Origin of the sequence: Exiguobacterium sp. SH0S1 (genome assembly GCF_004337165.1) — a bacterium.
Taxonomy (GTDB): Bacteria; Bacillota; Bacilli; order Exiguobacteriales; family Exiguobacteriaceae; genus Exiguobacterium; species Exiguobacterium aurantiacum_A.
In genome coordinates this window covers 1-13,211 of sequence record NZ_SJVC01000009.1, presented here as the reverse complement: position 1 = coordinate 13,211, position 13,211 = coordinate 1, and the positions used below count along the sequence as shown (strand labels likewise).

The window sequence follows — 13,211 nt, the reverse complement described above, 5'->3', positions numbered from 1 at the left end:
AAAGGAGGGGACACTCGATGCGCCAGTTAGACGTTAACATGGAACAACTTGAAGAACGCGTTGTTACCGTAAACCGCGTCGCGAAAGTTGTGAAAGGTGGCCGTCGCTTCCGTTTCGCCGCTCTCGTAGTCGTAGGTGACAAAAATGGTCACGTCGGTTTCGGTACAGGTAAGGCACAAGAGGTGCCAGAAGCGATCCGCAAGGCTATTGAAGCCGCTAAGAAAAACATGGTTCAAGTACCAATGGTTGGTACAACAATTCCACACGAAATCACAGGAGTATACGGAGCAGGTCGTGTATTCATGAAACCTGCTTCTGAAGGTACTGGGGTTATCGCCGGTGGTCCAGTTCGTGCAGTGCTCGAACTTGCAGGTGTAGGTGACATCCTTTCGAAATCGCTTGGATCAAACACACCGATCAACATCGTCCGTGCGACGGTCAAAGGCTTGACAGAGCTTAAAAAAGCAGAGGAAGTTGCTAAACTACGCGGTAAAAGCGTAGAAGAACTTCTTAAATAAGGGAGGGAACTAGACATGGCGAAACTCGCAATCACCCTCACACGCAGCACAATCGGTCGTCCCGAGGATCAGCGTGTAACAGTACGTACACTTGGTCTTCGCAAAATGCATCAAACCGTCGTTGTCCCTGACAACGTCGCGATGCGTGGTATGATCAAAAAAGTGTCGCACCTTGTGACTGTAGAAGAAATTAACGAATAATATCGATTTTAATAATAAGGAGGTGCCACTATGAAACTCCATGAATTGAAGCCAACTCCAGGTTCGCGTCACGAACGCAACCGTGTCGGTCGCGGTATGGCGACTGGTAACGGTAAAACTTCTGGCCGTGGACATAAAGGTCAAAAAGCTCGTTCAGGCGGTGGCGTTCGTCCAGGGTTCGAAGGTGGACAAAACCCACTTTACCGTCGTCTTCCAAAACGCGGTTTCAACAACCCTACTCGTAAAGAGTATGCAGTTGTTTCCCTAGACACGCTTAACCGTTTCGAAGCAGGTACTGAAGTCACTCCAGAACTCTTAATCGAGACTGGTGTCGTCAGCTCTGCTAAAGACGGAATCAAAGTACTTGCTAACGGCAAGCTTGAAACAAAATTAACTGTTAAAGCCAACAAATTCTCGGGTGCAGCGAAAGAAGCGATCGAAGCAGCTGGCGGTTCAGTTGAGGTGATCTGATGTTTCAGACGATCTCCAATATGTGGCGCGTGAAAGATATTCGACAGCGTATTCTCTTCACACTCGCAATCATCATCATTTTCCGCATCGGGGCCCATATCCCGGTGCCGATGGTGAATACGGATGTGTTGCGTTTTGACTCAGGAGGTCTACTCGACTTCTTGAACTTGTTTGGAGGAAATGCTTTACAGAACTTCTCCCTGTTCGCAATGGGGATCATGCCGTACATCACGGCATCGATCGTTGTACAACTTTTACAAATGGACGTCGTTCCGAAGTTTGCCGAATGGGCAAAACAAGGCGAGTCCGGGCGTAAGAAGCTAGCGACGGTCACGCGCTATGGGACGATCATGTTAGGGTTTGTTCAAGCGACATCACTGTCGTTCGGATTTAACCGCCTCTACCCAGGTCTCGTCAATGAGACGTGGGGAACGGCAACCTATTTCGTGATCGCGATTGTACTTACTGCAGGTACGGCGTTCTTGATGTTCCTCGGTGAGATGACAACGGAGAAAGGTGTCGGGAATGGTATTTCCGTCATCATCTTCGCGGGTATCATCGCTGGGTTCCCAAGAATCTTCACGCAGATTTACGAGACGAAGCTCCAAAATGCTGGAGACGCGTTATTCATTAACATCGTTTACTTGGCTGTGCTATTGCTCGTTATTCTTGCTGTGACGGTTGGGATCATTTATGTTCAACAAGCGGCACGTAAGATTCCGATTCAATACGCGAAGCGCACGGCGAACCGTACCCCTGTGGGCGGTCAGTCGACGCACTTGCCAATCAAGCTAAACGCTGCTGGTGTCATCCCGGTTATCTTCGCGATTTCCTTCATGGTGACACCGCCAACTGTTGCAAGCTTCATTGCTTCTCCGGAAACGACGCAGAAGTTGCAGACTTACTTTGATACGACATCTCCAATCGGAATGTCAATCTACGTAGCGCTCATCATCGCGTTCGCTTACTTCTATACATTTATTCAGGTCAACCCAGAACAAATGGCAGAAAATCTGCAGAAGCAAGGTGGCTATATTCCTGGGATTCGTCCTGGGGCGCAAACAGAACAGTACATCACGAAGTTGCTCTATCGATTGACTTTCTTCGGAGCGATTTTCCTATCGCTCGTCGCGATCATGCCGACAATCTTCATTAAGCTTGCCGGTCTCCCAACTTCGGTGCAAATCGGAGGGACGAGCTTGTTGATCGTAATCGGGGTAGCCCTCGAAACGATGAAACAAATCGAAAGTCAACTCGTAAAACGACACTACAAAGGCTTTATCCGTTAAAGCGGAAGGAAGGGCTCTCCCTTCCTTCCTGTCGTGTTTACGATGTGTTGTGAAAATCAAAACTGGAGGCTAACTGAGATGAATCTAGTACTCATGGGCTTACCGGGTGCAGGGAAAGGGACTCAAGCGGCTAAAATCGTCGAAGAGTACCAAATCCCACACATTTCGACAGGCGACATGTTTCGTGCGGCAATCAAAGGCGGAACGCCACTTGGTAAAGAAGCTAAATCGTTCATGGATAAAGGTGAACTCGTACCGGATGAGGTAACAATCGGAATCGTACGTGAACGCTTGAGTCAAGATGATACGAAAAACGGCTTTTTACTCGATGGATTCCCGCGTACTGTTGCTCAAGCAGAGGCACTCGAAAGTTTGCTTAAAGATTTGGGGAAACAGATCGACCACGTCGTCAACATTGATGTGGCTGCGGAAATTCTCGTTCCGCGTTTGACAGGTCGTTGGATCTGCCCGACGTGTGGAGCGACATATCATGTGATCTTCAATCCACCAAAAGTGGAAGGCATCTGTGATGTGGATGGGTCGGCACTCATGCAACGTGAAGACGATAAAGAGGAAACGGTTCGCCGTCGCCTTGACGTCAACATCGAGCAATCGAAACCACTTATTGACTTTTATGCAGAAAAAGGGTATCTTCGTACATTGGATGGAGATCGTCCAATCGATGTCGTTTATGCCGATGTTAAAGCGTTACTCGGTGATACTGAATGATCATCACGAAGACGCCTCGAGAAATTGCGATTATGCGTGAGGCTGGGCAAATTGTTGCTCGAACGCACCAGGTGCTCAAAGAGCACATCAAACCAGGTATTACGACGCTAGAGCTCGACCGGATTGCGGAAGATTACATTCGCAGCCAAGGTGCGACACCGTCGTTCAAAGGCTACAACGGTTTTACCGGTAGTGTTTGCGCTTCAGTGAACGAAGAACTTGTTCATGGAATTCCCGGAGAACGGGTATTGAACGATGGAGATATCATCTCGATCGACATCGGTGCCCACTATAACGGATACCATGGAGATTCCGCTTGGACTTATCCAGTGGGAACAATCTCAGAAGAGACACAGCGGTTGCTTGACGTAACCGAAGAAAGTCTGTATAAAGGATTGGAGCACGCCAAGGCTGGACTGCGATTGACAGACATTTCGCATGCGATTCAAGCGTATGTTGAATCTCATGAGTTTTCTGTCGTCCGTGAGTATGTCGGTCATGGTGTCGGTCAAAATTTGCATGAAGAACCGCAAATTCCGCACTATGGTCCACCGGGGAAAGGGCCGCGCCTAAAGACTGGGATGACGTTAGCCATTGAACCAATGGTCAACGCTGGTCAACGCTATGTTCGAACGCTGGCTGACAACTGGACAGTTGTGACAGTGGACGGTAGCATGTGCGCCCACTTTGAGCACACCATCGCCATCACAGACGATGGATACGAGATTTTAACGAAACTCGATTCCGGTGAATGAGGCTCTATTGTTGCGTGCTGATCCGTTATGGATCCTTCTCTCACAGTACTGTACAATAGATCGTCTGTGCTCCTAAATATCTTCATATAGAAAGGGGAATAAATGATGGCGAAACAAGATGTCATTGAAGTGGAAGGCACTGTTATCGAACCACTTCCAAACGCAATGTTTAAAGTGGAGTTAGAAAACGGCCACACGGTGCTCGCGCACGTCTCAGGGAAAATTCGGATGCACTACATTCGAATCCTTCCAGGCGACCGCGTAACTGTCGAGTTGTCTCCGTACGACTTGACTCGCGGGCGAATCACGTACCGTTATAAGTAACTCCGATTTTTCCAGGAGGAGGGTATAATCATGAAAGTAAGACCGTCGGTAAAACCGATTTGCGAAAAATGTAAAGTTATTCGCCGTAAAGGAAAAGTAATGGTAATTTGCGAAAACCCGAAACACAAACAAAAACAAGGTTAATCTAAGAGGAGGTGCACACATGGCACGTATTGCTGGTGTAGATATTCCGCGCGAAAAACGTATCGTTATTTCGCTCACATACATCTTTGGTATTGGTAAAACAAAAGCACAAGAAATCTTGAAGACTGCAAACGTATCTGAAGATTCACGCACACGTGATCTTACAGAAGACGAAATCAACCGCATCCGTGAAGCAATTGACGGAATTAAAGTTGAAGGTGACCTTCGTCGTGAAGTTTCACTCAACATTAAGCGTTTGATCGAAATCGGCGCCTACCGCGGTGTCCGTCATCGCCGTAGTCTCCCTGTTCGCGGACAAAACACGAAGAACAACTCGCGTACTCGTAAAGGCCCACGCCGTACAGTAGCGAACAAGAAGAAGTAAAGGAGGGAATTGAACAATGGCGAAACGTAAGCAAAATGTACGTTCAAAACGTAAAGTCAAAAAGCATATTGAAGTCGGTGTGGTACACATCCGTTCTACATTCAACAACACAATCATCACAATCACTGACACGCAAGGTAACGCGATCTCATGGGCTACTTCTGGTAACCTTGGATTTAGAGGATCACGTAAATCGACACCGTTCGCAGCACAATTGGCTGCTGAAACTGCAGCGAAAGTTGCAATGGACAACGGTATGCGTACAGTAGAAGTTAACGTTAAAGGTCCTGGTGCTGGACGTGAAGCGGCAATCCGTGCCCTCCAAGCTACTGGTCTTGAAGTAACTGCAATCCGTGACGTAACACCTGTTCCGCACAACGGTTGCCGCCCTCCAAAACGTCGCCGCGTATAATCGTTTGTGCGTGTGATGGGCTTACCTAGCACGAACAACATATACAATGCAGCGCAAGCTGCGTGGCAGGATACACTCAAGGAGGGGTTCAGATGATCGAGATTGAAAAACCAAAGATCGAAACGGTCGAAATCAGCGAGGATGCTACGTTTGGTAAATTCGTGGTGGAACCGCTTGAACGTGGATATGGCACTACTCTCGGCAACTCACTGCGTCGAATTTTATTGTCATCGCTTCCTGGTGCAGCGATTACGGCGGTTCAAATCGATGGCGTGCTTCACGAGTTCTCAACGATTGACGGAGTCGTCGAAGACGTCACCCAAATTGTTTTAAACCTCAAGAAGTTAGCGCTCAAAGTGTACTCGGAAGAAGAGAAAACGCTTGAGATTAACGTTTCAAGTGCCGGTGCTGTCACTGCGGCAGACATTACCCATGATAGCGACGTTGAAATCTTGAATCCTGAGCTCCACATCGCGACTCTCGCTGACAATGCGACGCTTCGCATGCGTTTGACTGCTCGCCGTGGTCGTGGTTACGTCCAGGCAGAAGATAACAAACGTGATGATATGCCGATTGGTGTCATTCCAATCGATTCGATCTATACACCGATTCAACGCGTGAACTACGAAGTAGACAAAACACGTGTCGGTCAAGATGCTAGCTTCGATAAGCTTCTATTAGACGTGTGGACAGATGGTTCAATCCGTCCGGAAGAAGCAGTATCGCTTGGAGCGAAAATTTTGACGGAACACTTGAATATCTTTGTTGGTTTGACTGACGAAGCTCTCAACGCAGAAATTATGGTCGAGAAAGAAGAAGACCAAAAAGAAAAAGTACTTGAAATGACGATCGAAGAACTCGATCTCTCAGTTCGTTCGTACAACTGCTTGAAGCGCGCCGGCATCAACACTGTTCAAGAACTCGCAAACAAATCAGAGGAAGAGATGATGAAAGTCCGTAACCTCGGACGTAAATCACTCGAAGAAGTTCAACTCAAGTTGGACGAGCTCGGTTTGGGCTTGCGTAAAGAAGACTAAGTTCAACCGAAGGAGGGAAATGTAATGGCTTATTCGAAACTTGGCCGTACAAGCTCGCAACGCAAGGCTCTTTTGCGTGATCTTGCAACTGACCTTATTATCAACGAGCGCATTCAAACAACTGAACAAAAAGCGAAAGAACTTCGCCCAGTCGTTGAAAAATTAATCACTCTTGGAAAACGTGGCGATCTTCATGCCCGTCGTCAAGTAGCTTCATTCGTTCGCAAAGAGAGCGCTGGAGAGAAAAACGCAATCCAAAAATTGTTCGAAGACGTGGCACCACGCTACGCTGAACGTCAAGGTGGATACACACGCATCATGAAAGTCGGCCCACGCCGCGGTGACGGTGCGGAAGTCGTAATCATCGAACTCGTCTAATTCATTAGGCAGTCAACAGGGCATGCGGTCACGTATTGCCCTGTTTCCACATCGGAAAGGAGTCGACAGATGGAATCTCAAATTATGGTACGTGATGTCGTGTTTCGTTACCCGGGACAAACCGAGCCAGCCTTAGACGGGTTGTCACTCGATGTATACAAAGGGGAATGGCTCGCCATCGTTGGCCATAATGGTTCCGGCAAGTCGACTTTGACGAAGTTGTGGAACGGGCTTTTGCTTCCTCAGGAAGGAGAGGTCCGGGTTGAGACGCTCGATCCGACGGACGCCACAGACGTGTGGGACGTTCGTAAACGGATCGGTGTCGTCTTCCAAAATCCCGACAATCAGTTTGTCGGGGCGACCGTGCGCGATGATGTGGCGTTCTCTCTCGAAAACATGGGACTTCCACGTCAAGAAATGGTTCGTCGAATTGATGACAGTCTAGCGCGCGTTGGATTATCGGAACTAGCGGACCGTGAACCGCATCAGTTATCCGGTGGACAAAAGCAGCGTGTTGCGATTGCTTCGGCTCTCGCAATGCGCCCGCATGTCCTCGTGCTCGATGAAGCTACCTCGATGCTCGACCCGATTGGGCGTAAAGAGGTGTTACAAACGGTACAACAGCTCGTCTCAGAAGGGATGACCGTTGTCGCCATTACACACGAGCTCGACGAAGTGTTGTTTGCCGACCGTATCATTGCCCTGTCTAAAGGGAAAATTGCAATGACCGGTACACCAGAAGACGTGTTTAGAAATCCGGAAGCGTTACGTGCCATCCAATTGGATGTGCCGTTTATCGTACGGATGCAACTCGAACTGAAGGAACGGGGCATACCACTCGATCGTCTGATGCTACAACATTCGGAGTTGGTGAACCATCTATGCCGATTAGCATTGAAGAAGTGACTTACCAATATCAATTGAATACTCCGTTTGAACGAACCGCGCTGCGCGATGTGAATGTATTTATTCCGTCGGGGGCGCTTGTTGCGTTTCTTGGCCATACCGGCTCTGGGAAATCGACACTCGTTCAGCACATGAACGGCTTACTGCGACCGACAAAAGGTCGTGTCGTCGTGGATGACATTACAGTACGTGCGATTACGAAGCGTCGCGATAAAAAGCAAAGTTTGCTTCCGCTTCGGCGCCGCGTTGGGCTCGTCTTTCAGTATCCCGAGCATCAACTGTTTGAAGAGACGGTCGAACGCGACGTGATGTTTGGTCCCCGCAACTTCGGTGCGACGGAGGCCGAGTCGAAAGAACGGGCCCATGCGGCCCTGCGCCTTGTCGGTCTCGATGAAACGTTATGGGACCGTTCCCCGTTCGATTTGTCGGGCGGACAGATGCGACGCGTCGCGATTGCGGGCGTGCTCGCGAGCCGTCCGGACGTCTTAGTCGTCGATGAACCGACGGCAGGACTCGACCCGCTCGGCCGTCAAGACATGCTGGCACTGTTTAAACGTTTAAAAGAAGAACTCGACTTGACGCTCATCCTCGTCTCGCATGACATGGATGACGTGTTGACGTATGCGGAACGTGTCGTCGTCATGGAACAAGGACAAGTCGCTTTCGACGGTGACCCGTTCGAACTGTTCAAGGACGAGTCACTCGTTCGCTCGTTGCAACTCGACATCCCGAACGTGCTTCGGCTCGCGCTTGAACTCGCACCGGCGTTCGGGGTCGAGCCTCCATCCCTTCGGACGGAAGTCGAACTGGCGGACTGGATTGCGGCCGAGTTGAGAAAGGGGGGAGCCATATGATCATCGGGCAATACATTCCCGGTCATTCATGGCTGCACACACTTGACGCTCGGGCCAAAACGCTGTTCATCCTCGGGTTTATTCCAGTCGTCTTCTTGGCCGACAATTTGTGGACGAACGTGTTTTTACTCGCGTTCACGTTATTCGCGGTCAAATTGTCTCAGTTGTCATGGCGCTATTTATGGAACGGGTTGAAAATGATTTTATTTTTGATCGTGTTCACACTCCTGTTGCAACTGTTCTTCAATCGGGAAGGGACGTTGCTCGTTTCACTCGGTCCGTTCTCGATTTATTCGGAAGGGGTGAGAATGGGCTTGATCGTCTCGCTCCGTTTCTTCTATCTCGTCATGTTGACGACGCTCGTCACCTTGACGACGACGCCGATGGAACTGACCGATTCGATTGAAGCCGGTCTTCGTCCCCTCGAACGCATACGAGTGCCGGCACACGAGATCGCCCTGATGCTGTCCATCTCGCTTCGTTTCTTGCCGACGCTAGCCGACGAGACGGATCGCATTATGAAGGCGCAACAGGCACGAGGCGTCGATTTGAAGAGTGGTCCGATTAAAGATCGGTTAAAAGCGGTCGTCCCGCTCATGATCCCATTGTTCGTGTCCGCGTTTAAGCGGGCTGAGGACCTTGCCACGGCGATGGAAGCCCGCGGGTACCGTGGGGGTGAAGGGCGGACGAGGTGGCGTGAGATGACGTGGGAACGGCGCGACACAGGATTGTTGATCGTATTTGTCTGCTTGACACTCATTTTGATTGGATTGCGAGGGATAGGATGAGACGGGTTAAATTGACGATTGCTTATGATGGGACGAATTATGCGGGTTATCAAGTCCAGCCAAACGGCAATACGGTTCAGGCCGAAGTCGAGACGGTTCTTGCGAAGATGCATGGTCAAGCGATGAAAGTCGTCGCTTCTGGGCGGACGGACGCCCGTGTTCACGCGAAAGGTCAGGTCATCCACTTCGATACGCATTTATCGATGCCGGCAGATCGCTTCGTCAAAGCGTTGAACGCGATGTTGCCAGATGATATCCTTGTTTGTTCGGCCGAAGAAGTAGATGCTTCTTTCCATGCCCGCTACGGTGCGAAACGGAAAGAGTATCGTTACTTCATTCGCACTGACGTCGATCCGTTCCGCCGCCATCATGCCGTGACGGTGACGTATGCGCTTGACCGGGAACGGATGCGTCAAGCGCTCCGGTCACTCGTCGGGACACATGATTTCACTTCGTTTTCGGTGACGAAGTCAGAAGTGGTGGACCGTGTCCGCACGATTTATGAAGCGGAACTCGTTGAGGCGGGAGACGAAATGTACTTTCGCTTCGTCGGATCCGGCTTTCTGTACAACCAAGTCCGGATTATGGTCGGTACGTTAATGGAGGTTGGCAGAGGGAAGTATGAGCCGGCCGATGTGAGTCGAATGCTCGCGGCGAAAGACCGCCGCAGTGCTGGGATTACGGCTCCACCGCACGGTCTATATTTATGGAATGTGAATTATAAAAAAGTAGATTGACATTCCCCTTGTAAAAACGTATCATATTCATTGGCATTTCATTTTCACATTGAGAGATGAACCACAATCTTAGCCCCGTAAACTAGGATTATGATAAAGCATCAAACAAGCATTAAAAAATTCAAATGAACAGACATTTTAGGAGGTATTCCACATGCGCACGACATTCATGGCTAAAGCATCTGAAGTAGAACGCAAATGGCACCTTATCGATGCAGAAGGCAAAACACTCGGTCGTATGACTAGTGAAGTAGCATCACTTCTTCGCGGTAAGCACAAGCCAACTTTCACACCACACGTTGATTGCGGAGACCACGTCATCATCATCAACGCTGAGAAAGTCAAATTGACTGGTAACAAACTGAACGACAAGATGTACTACCGTCATTCAGGTCATCCAGGCGGCTTGAAATCACAAACTGCAAAAGAGCTTCTTGCAAAACGCCCAGAGCGTATGCTTGAACTCGCGATCAAAGGGATGCTTCCAAAAGGATCACTCGGTCGTCAACAATTCACTAAACTCCACGTTTACGCTGGAGCTGAGCACAACCACGAAGCACAAAAACCAGAAGTTTACGAACTTCGCGGTTAATCGGGACACAAGGAGGAACTAAACGATGGCAGATGTACGTTACTACGGAACTGGCCGCCGCAAGCACTCGGTGGCTCGTGTTCACCTCGTTGCAGGTGACGGCAAAGTTGTTGTAAATGGCCGTGATATTTCAGAATACTTCGGTCATGAGACTTTGATCATGATGGCAAAATCACCACTCGTATTGACTGAAACAGAAGGTAAATACGATATCATCGTTAACGTTAACGGTGGTGGATTCACTGGACAAGCTGGAGCGATTCGCCACGGCGTATCACGTGCGCTTCTTCAAGCGGACCCAGAATTCCGTCCAAGCCTCAAAGAAAAAGGCTTCTTGACTCGTGACGCACGTATGAAAGAGCGTAAAAAATACGGTCTTAAAGCAGCACGTCGCGCACCACAGTTCTCGAAGCGTTAATCTTCGAACAGTTTGGTCTAAACTCTTCGCCCTTTATGGGCGGAGAGTTTTTTTGTTGCTCGAGAAATAGTTGGTTTTCGTTCCCTCAAGAAAACGCTTTTTTTGATATACTGTTATCGAGACAGAAATTAGGGGGAAATGACATGCTTACAGTAGAACAAGTTCGTGAAGAATTAGCAGGGTTGGTCGATCCGACGATCAATCGTACGCTTGGAGATACAGCTGGCGTGAAAGACGTCCGAATTAAAGAAGACTATGTCAGCGTGAAAGTGGCACTCGGGCAGACCGGGAGCGGAGAGCAGCTTCAGCTGCAACAAGAGATCGTCACATTGTTGAAAGGAAAAGGCTTTAAGACGGTCGGCCTTCGTTTCGAAGCGCTAAATGACGAAAGTTTAAAAGAAGCGACAAAACCGGCTATCCTTCGTGAAAACTCAGGAACGACGTTCATAGCAATCGCTTCAGGAAAAGGCGGCGTCGGGAAGTCGACGGTATCGGTCAACTTGGCGGTCGCGTTAGCACGTGCCGGTAAAAAGGTCGGCTTGATTGATGCCGATATTTACGGGTTCAGTGTCCCGGATATGCTCGGGATTGAAGAACGTCCCGTCGTCCGAGGTGAAAAGATCATCCCGGTCGAGCGGTTCGGGGTAAAAGTCATCTCGATGGGCTTCTTCGTCGAAGACAATGCGCCGGTCATCTGGCGCGGACCGATGCTCGGGAAGATGCTCAACAACTTCTTCAATGATGTGGAGTGGGGTGACCTCGACTACTTGTTGCTCGATTTACCGCCAGGGACAGGTGACGTCGCGCTTGATATCCACTCGATGCTCCCGTCATGCCAGGAGTTGATTGTAACGACACCTCACGCGACCGCTGCTTTCGTCGCGGCTCGAGCGGGTGCGATGGCAATCAAGACGAACCATAAAGTGCTCGGAATCATTGAGAATATGGCGTACTTCGAGAGTAAGGTAACGGGCGAGAAAGAATACGTCTTCGGTTACGGCGGCGGCGAAAAATTATCAGAAGCGCTCAAGAGTAAACTGCTCGCGCAAATCCCGCTCGGTCAGCCGTATGACAACGAAGACGACTTTGCGCCTTCGGTCTACCGGGATGGGCATCCGTTTGAGACAACATATGATGAATTGGCGCAATCGGTCATTCAACAAATAGAAGGGTGAATGGTTAGCAGATGAAAGTACAAGGTTTTTTACGTTTGTTTTGGACGACACTCGTTTTCGGGACGCTATTTGGGTTCCTGATGAATATACTCGCCAATCCGGGTTATTTAGTCAGTCAGTCGTGGGAAGCGATCGTGACGGCACTCAGTTACTCGAGCACGTGGACGGGAATCAGTATGATGGGCTTTTTTGCCTACTTGATCGTCCACCGTGTCGGCTTGGATTTATTCCGCGGAGCGAAACTGTGGAATCGAGTTCAAGTGCTCTTGATTGTATTCGCGTTATTTGACGCGGTCTATCTACGCATGCTCGCATTTGGAAATGATCACATGTGGCGTTATATCGGAGAGATGCTCGTCCTAGTCGTCGTGTCGTGGATCGTAGCGACGAGCAAGGCGAGACAGACGAACGCGAGTGCATTTATCCCCGCGCTCTTCTTGATGATCGTCATTACGTTGATTGAGTGGATTCCGGCACTGCAAGCGACAGATGAGATCGCTCTTCTATGGCCGGCACTTGCGACGCTCGTGTTCGCCAACGCTTACCAAGTGTTGATGCTTCATCGCTTCCAAGCGCCAGCGCACGGTGAAGCAGTGTCAAAATCGAATAGTGGTCCTAAAGAGTCATTAAAGACGAAGAAACGCGTCTCGTCCAAATCGTCGTAATGTTCTCTTGCCAGTGATGAGCTCAGGTGATTTCGCCTGAGCTTTTCCATTGGTTAAGAAGGGAGTCCACGGCCAATTTAAGCGTATCGAAATAATTTTTGAAGCAATCAAAGTTTTTTTAGAAAAACAGTTGACGAATAGTGCAGGCATTGATATATTAATAAACGTCGCTGCTGTTCAAATTTGAGCAACAGAAAAAAGTGAAAAAAATAATAAAAAACGGTTGACTTTAAAAAGTGAACTCGCTATTATTAAAAAGTCGCTAACACGACAACATTTGGTCTTTGAAAACTGAACGATGAGGCAAAAAAAGTTTTACAAGTTTTGATTGAAGCGCAAGCTTCGTCATTTTCAAGAGCTATATCAAATTCTTTGGAGAGTTTGATCCTGGCTCAGGACGAACGCTGGCGGCGTGCCTAATACATGCAAGTCG

The 13,211-nt window shown here is 49.1% G+C and carries 20 protein-coding genes and 1 rRNA gene; all 21 read left to right on the top strand.

The features are described from left to right. Positions 1–17 precede the first annotated feature (17 nt). Positions 18–518, top strand: coding sequence for a 30S ribosomal protein S5 (rpsE, locus tag EVJ20_RS14185; protein ID WP_016508948.1), 501 nt, complete (start codon positions 18–20; stop codon positions 516–518). Between the two features lie 15 nt (positions 519–533). Then, on the top strand, positions 534–719 hold the full coding sequence (rpmD, locus tag EVJ20_RS14180) for a 50S ribosomal protein L30 (RefSeq protein ID WP_016508937.1): 186 nt from the start codon (positions 534–536) through the stop codon (positions 717–719). A 30-nt stretch (positions 720–749) separates the two neighbouring features. Beyond that, complete coding sequence (gene rplO / locus EVJ20_RS14175) at positions 750–1,190, top strand: 50S ribosomal protein L15 (protein WP_021066618.1); 441 nt, start codon at positions 750–752, stop codon at positions 1,188–1,190. Continuing rightward, positions 1,190–2,479, top strand: coding sequence for a preprotein translocase subunit SecY (secY, locus tag EVJ20_RS14170; RefSeq protein ID WP_070329240.1), 1,290 nt, complete (start codon positions 1,190–1,192; stop codon positions 2,477–2,479). The genes rplO and secY overlap by 1 nt, the downstream gene beginning before the upstream one ends. A gap of 78 nt (positions 2,480–2,557) precedes the next feature. Next, positions 2,558–3,208: an adenylate kinase gene (locus tag EVJ20_RS14165; RefSeq protein WP_070329239.1), complete on the top strand. Its 651-nt coding sequence runs from the start codon at positions 2,558–2,560 to the stop codon at positions 3,206–3,208. Beyond that, the gene (map, locus tag EVJ20_RS14160) at positions 3,205–3,963 is read left to right on the top strand and encodes a type I methionyl aminopeptidase (RefSeq protein WP_016508902.1); all 759 of its coding nucleotides are present in this window, start codon (positions 3,205–3,207) and stop codon (positions 3,961–3,963) included. Before EVJ20_RS14165 ends, map begins: the two co-directional genes overlap by 4 nt. Positions 3,964–4,068: 105 nt before the next feature. Beyond that, a complete protein-coding gene (gene infA / locus EVJ20_RS14155) occupies positions 4,069–4,287 on the top strand; it encodes a translation initiation factor IF-1 (RefSeq protein ID WP_035386112.1) in 219 nt (72 codons plus the stop codon). Between the two features lie 30 nt (positions 4,288–4,317). Continuing rightward, positions 4,318–4,431 (top strand): 50S ribosomal protein L36, encoded by a 114-nt coding sequence (gene rpmJ / locus EVJ20_RS14150; protein WP_003156543.1) that lies wholly within the window; start codon positions 4,318–4,320, stop codon positions 4,429–4,431. A 19-nt stretch (positions 4,432–4,450) separates the two neighbouring features. Beyond that, a complete protein-coding gene (gene rpsM, locus EVJ20_RS14145; RefSeq protein ID WP_035386113.1) occupies positions 4,451–4,816 on the top strand; it encodes a 30S ribosomal protein S13 in 366 nt (121 codons plus the stop codon). 16 nt (positions 4,817–4,832) lie between these two features. After that, the gene (rpsK, locus tag EVJ20_RS14140) at positions 4,833–5,228 is read left to right on the top strand and encodes a 30S ribosomal protein S11 (protein ID WP_070329238.1); all 396 of its coding nucleotides are present in this window, start codon (positions 4,833–4,835) and stop codon (positions 5,226–5,228) included. A gap of 92 nt (positions 5,229–5,320) precedes the next feature. After that, entirely contained in the window at positions 5,321–6,265 is a 945-nt protein-coding gene (locus EVJ20_RS14135; protein ID WP_070329237.1) for a DNA-directed RNA polymerase subunit alpha, read from the top strand. Positions 6,266–6,289: 24 nt separating this feature from the next. Then, positions 6,290–6,643 (top strand): 50S ribosomal protein L17, encoded by a 354-nt coding sequence (rplQ, locus tag EVJ20_RS14130; protein ID WP_016510776.1) that lies wholly within the window; start codon positions 6,290–6,292, stop codon positions 6,641–6,643. A gap of 69 nt (positions 6,644–6,712) precedes the next feature. Then, positions 6,713–7,549: an energy-coupling factor transporter ATPase gene (locus EVJ20_RS14125; RefSeq protein WP_070329236.1), complete on the top strand. Its 837-nt coding sequence runs from the start codon at positions 6,713–6,715 to the stop codon at positions 7,547–7,549. Then, entirely contained in the window at positions 7,525–8,403 is an 879-nt protein-coding gene (locus EVJ20_RS14120; RefSeq protein ID WP_131508700.1) for an energy-coupling factor transporter ATPase, read from the top strand. Before EVJ20_RS14125 ends, EVJ20_RS14120 begins: the two co-directional genes overlap by 25 nt. Further along, on the top strand, positions 8,400–9,191 hold the full coding sequence (locus EVJ20_RS14115; protein WP_070329234.1) for an energy-coupling factor transporter transmembrane component T family protein: 792 nt from the start codon (positions 8,400–8,402) through the stop codon (positions 9,189–9,191). Before EVJ20_RS14120 ends, EVJ20_RS14115 begins: the two co-directional genes overlap by 4 nt. Next, positions 9,188–9,928 (top strand): tRNA pseudouridine(38-40) synthase TruA, encoded by a 741-nt coding sequence (gene truA, locus EVJ20_RS14110; RefSeq protein WP_131508698.1) that lies wholly within the window; start codon positions 9,188–9,190, stop codon positions 9,926–9,928. The genes EVJ20_RS14115 and truA overlap by 4 nt, the downstream gene beginning before the upstream one ends. A 154-nt stretch (positions 9,929–10,082) precedes the next feature. Continuing rightward, positions 10,083–10,520: a 50S ribosomal protein L13 gene (rplM, locus tag EVJ20_RS14105; RefSeq protein ID WP_016510784.1), complete on the top strand. Its 438-nt coding sequence runs from the start codon at positions 10,083–10,085 to the stop codon at positions 10,518–10,520. 25 nt (positions 10,521–10,545) lie between these two features. Then, on the top strand, positions 10,546–10,938 hold the full coding sequence (gene rpsI / locus EVJ20_RS14100; RefSeq protein ID WP_070329232.1) for a 30S ribosomal protein S9: 393 nt from the start codon (positions 10,546–10,548) through the stop codon (positions 10,936–10,938). A 143-nt stretch (positions 10,939–11,081) separates the two neighbouring features. Continuing rightward, positions 11,082–12,113 (top strand): P-loop NTPase, encoded by a 1,032-nt coding sequence (locus tag EVJ20_RS14095; protein ID WP_016510780.1) that lies wholly within the window; start codon positions 11,082–11,084, stop codon positions 12,111–12,113. A gap of 11 nt (positions 12,114–12,124) precedes the next feature. Then, positions 12,125–12,778 (top strand): KinB-signaling pathway activation protein, encoded by a 654-nt coding sequence (locus EVJ20_RS14090; RefSeq protein WP_071398651.1) that lies wholly within the window; start codon positions 12,125–12,127, stop codon positions 12,776–12,778. A gap of 369 nt (positions 12,779–13,147) precedes the next feature. Then, positions 13,148–13,211 (top strand): 16S ribosomal RNA (locus tag EVJ20_RS14085); the annotation flags it as partial.

Bases quoted from the DNA above. Each gene is read 5' to 3' on its own strand.
- truA (WP_131508698.1), top strand. From the start codon at position 9,188: ATGAGACGGGTTAAATTGACGATTGCTTATGATGGGACGAATTATGCG.
- EVJ20_RS14090 (WP_071398651.1), top strand. From the start codon at position 12,125: ATGAAAGTACAAGGTTTTTTACGTTTGTTTTGGACGACACTCGTTTTC.
- EVJ20_RS14095 (WP_016510780.1), top strand. From the start codon at position 11,082: ATGCTTACAGTAGAACAAGTTCGTGAAGAATTAGCAGGGTTGGTCGAT.
- EVJ20_RS14125 (WP_070329236.1), top strand. From the start codon at position 6,713: ATGGAATCTCAAATTATGGTACGTGATGTCGTGTTTCGTTACCCGGGA.
- rpsK (WP_070329238.1), top strand. From the start codon at position 4,833: ATGGCGAAACGTAAGCAAAATGTACGTTCAAAACGTAAAGTCAAAAAG.
- EVJ20_RS14120 (WP_131508700.1), top strand. From the start codon at position 7,525: ATGCCGATTAGCATTGAAGAAGTGACTTACCAATATCAATTGAATACT.
- map (WP_016508902.1), top strand. From the start codon at position 3,205: ATGATCATCACGAAGACGCCTCGAGAAATTGCGATTATGCGTGAGGCT.
- rpsE (WP_016508948.1), top strand. From the start codon at position 18: ATGCGCCAGTTAGACGTTAACATGGAACAACTTGAAGAACGCGTTGTT.
- rplM (WP_016510784.1), top strand. From the start codon at position 10,083: ATGCGCACGACATTCATGGCTAAAGCATCTGAAGTAGAACGCAAATGG.
- rpsM (WP_035386113.1), top strand. From the start codon at position 4,451: ATGGCACGTATTGCTGGTGTAGATATTCCGCGCGAAAAACGTATCGTT.
- secY (WP_070329240.1), top strand. From the start codon at position 1,190: ATGTTTCAGACGATCTCCAATATGTGGCGCGTGAAAGATATTCGACAG.
- rpmD (WP_016508937.1), top strand. From the start codon at position 534: ATGGCGAAACTCGCAATCACCCTCACACGCAGCACAATCGGTCGTCCC.
- rplQ (WP_016510776.1), top strand. From the start codon at position 6,290: ATGGCTTATTCGAAACTTGGCCGTACAAGCTCGCAACGCAAGGCTCTT.
- rpsI (WP_070329232.1), top strand. From the start codon at position 10,546: ATGGCAGATGTACGTTACTACGGAACTGGCCGCCGCAAGCACTCGGTG.
- infA (WP_035386112.1), top strand. From the start codon at position 4,069: ATGGCGAAACAAGATGTCATTGAAGTGGAAGGCACTGTTATCGAACCA.
- EVJ20_RS14135 (WP_070329237.1), top strand. From the start codon at position 5,321: ATGATCGAGATTGAAAAACCAAAGATCGAAACGGTCGAAATCAGCGAG.
- EVJ20_RS14165 (WP_070329239.1), top strand. From the start codon at position 2,558: ATGAATCTAGTACTCATGGGCTTACCGGGTGCAGGGAAAGGGACTCAA.
- rplO (WP_021066618.1), top strand. From the start codon at position 750: ATGAAACTCCATGAATTGAAGCCAACTCCAGGTTCGCGTCACGAACGC.
- EVJ20_RS14115 (WP_070329234.1), top strand. From the start codon at position 8,400: ATGATCATCGGGCAATACATTCCCGGTCATTCATGGCTGCACACACTT.
- rpmJ (WP_003156543.1), top strand. From the start codon at position 4,318: ATGAAAGTAAGACCGTCGGTAAAACCGATTTGCGAAAAATGTAAAGTT.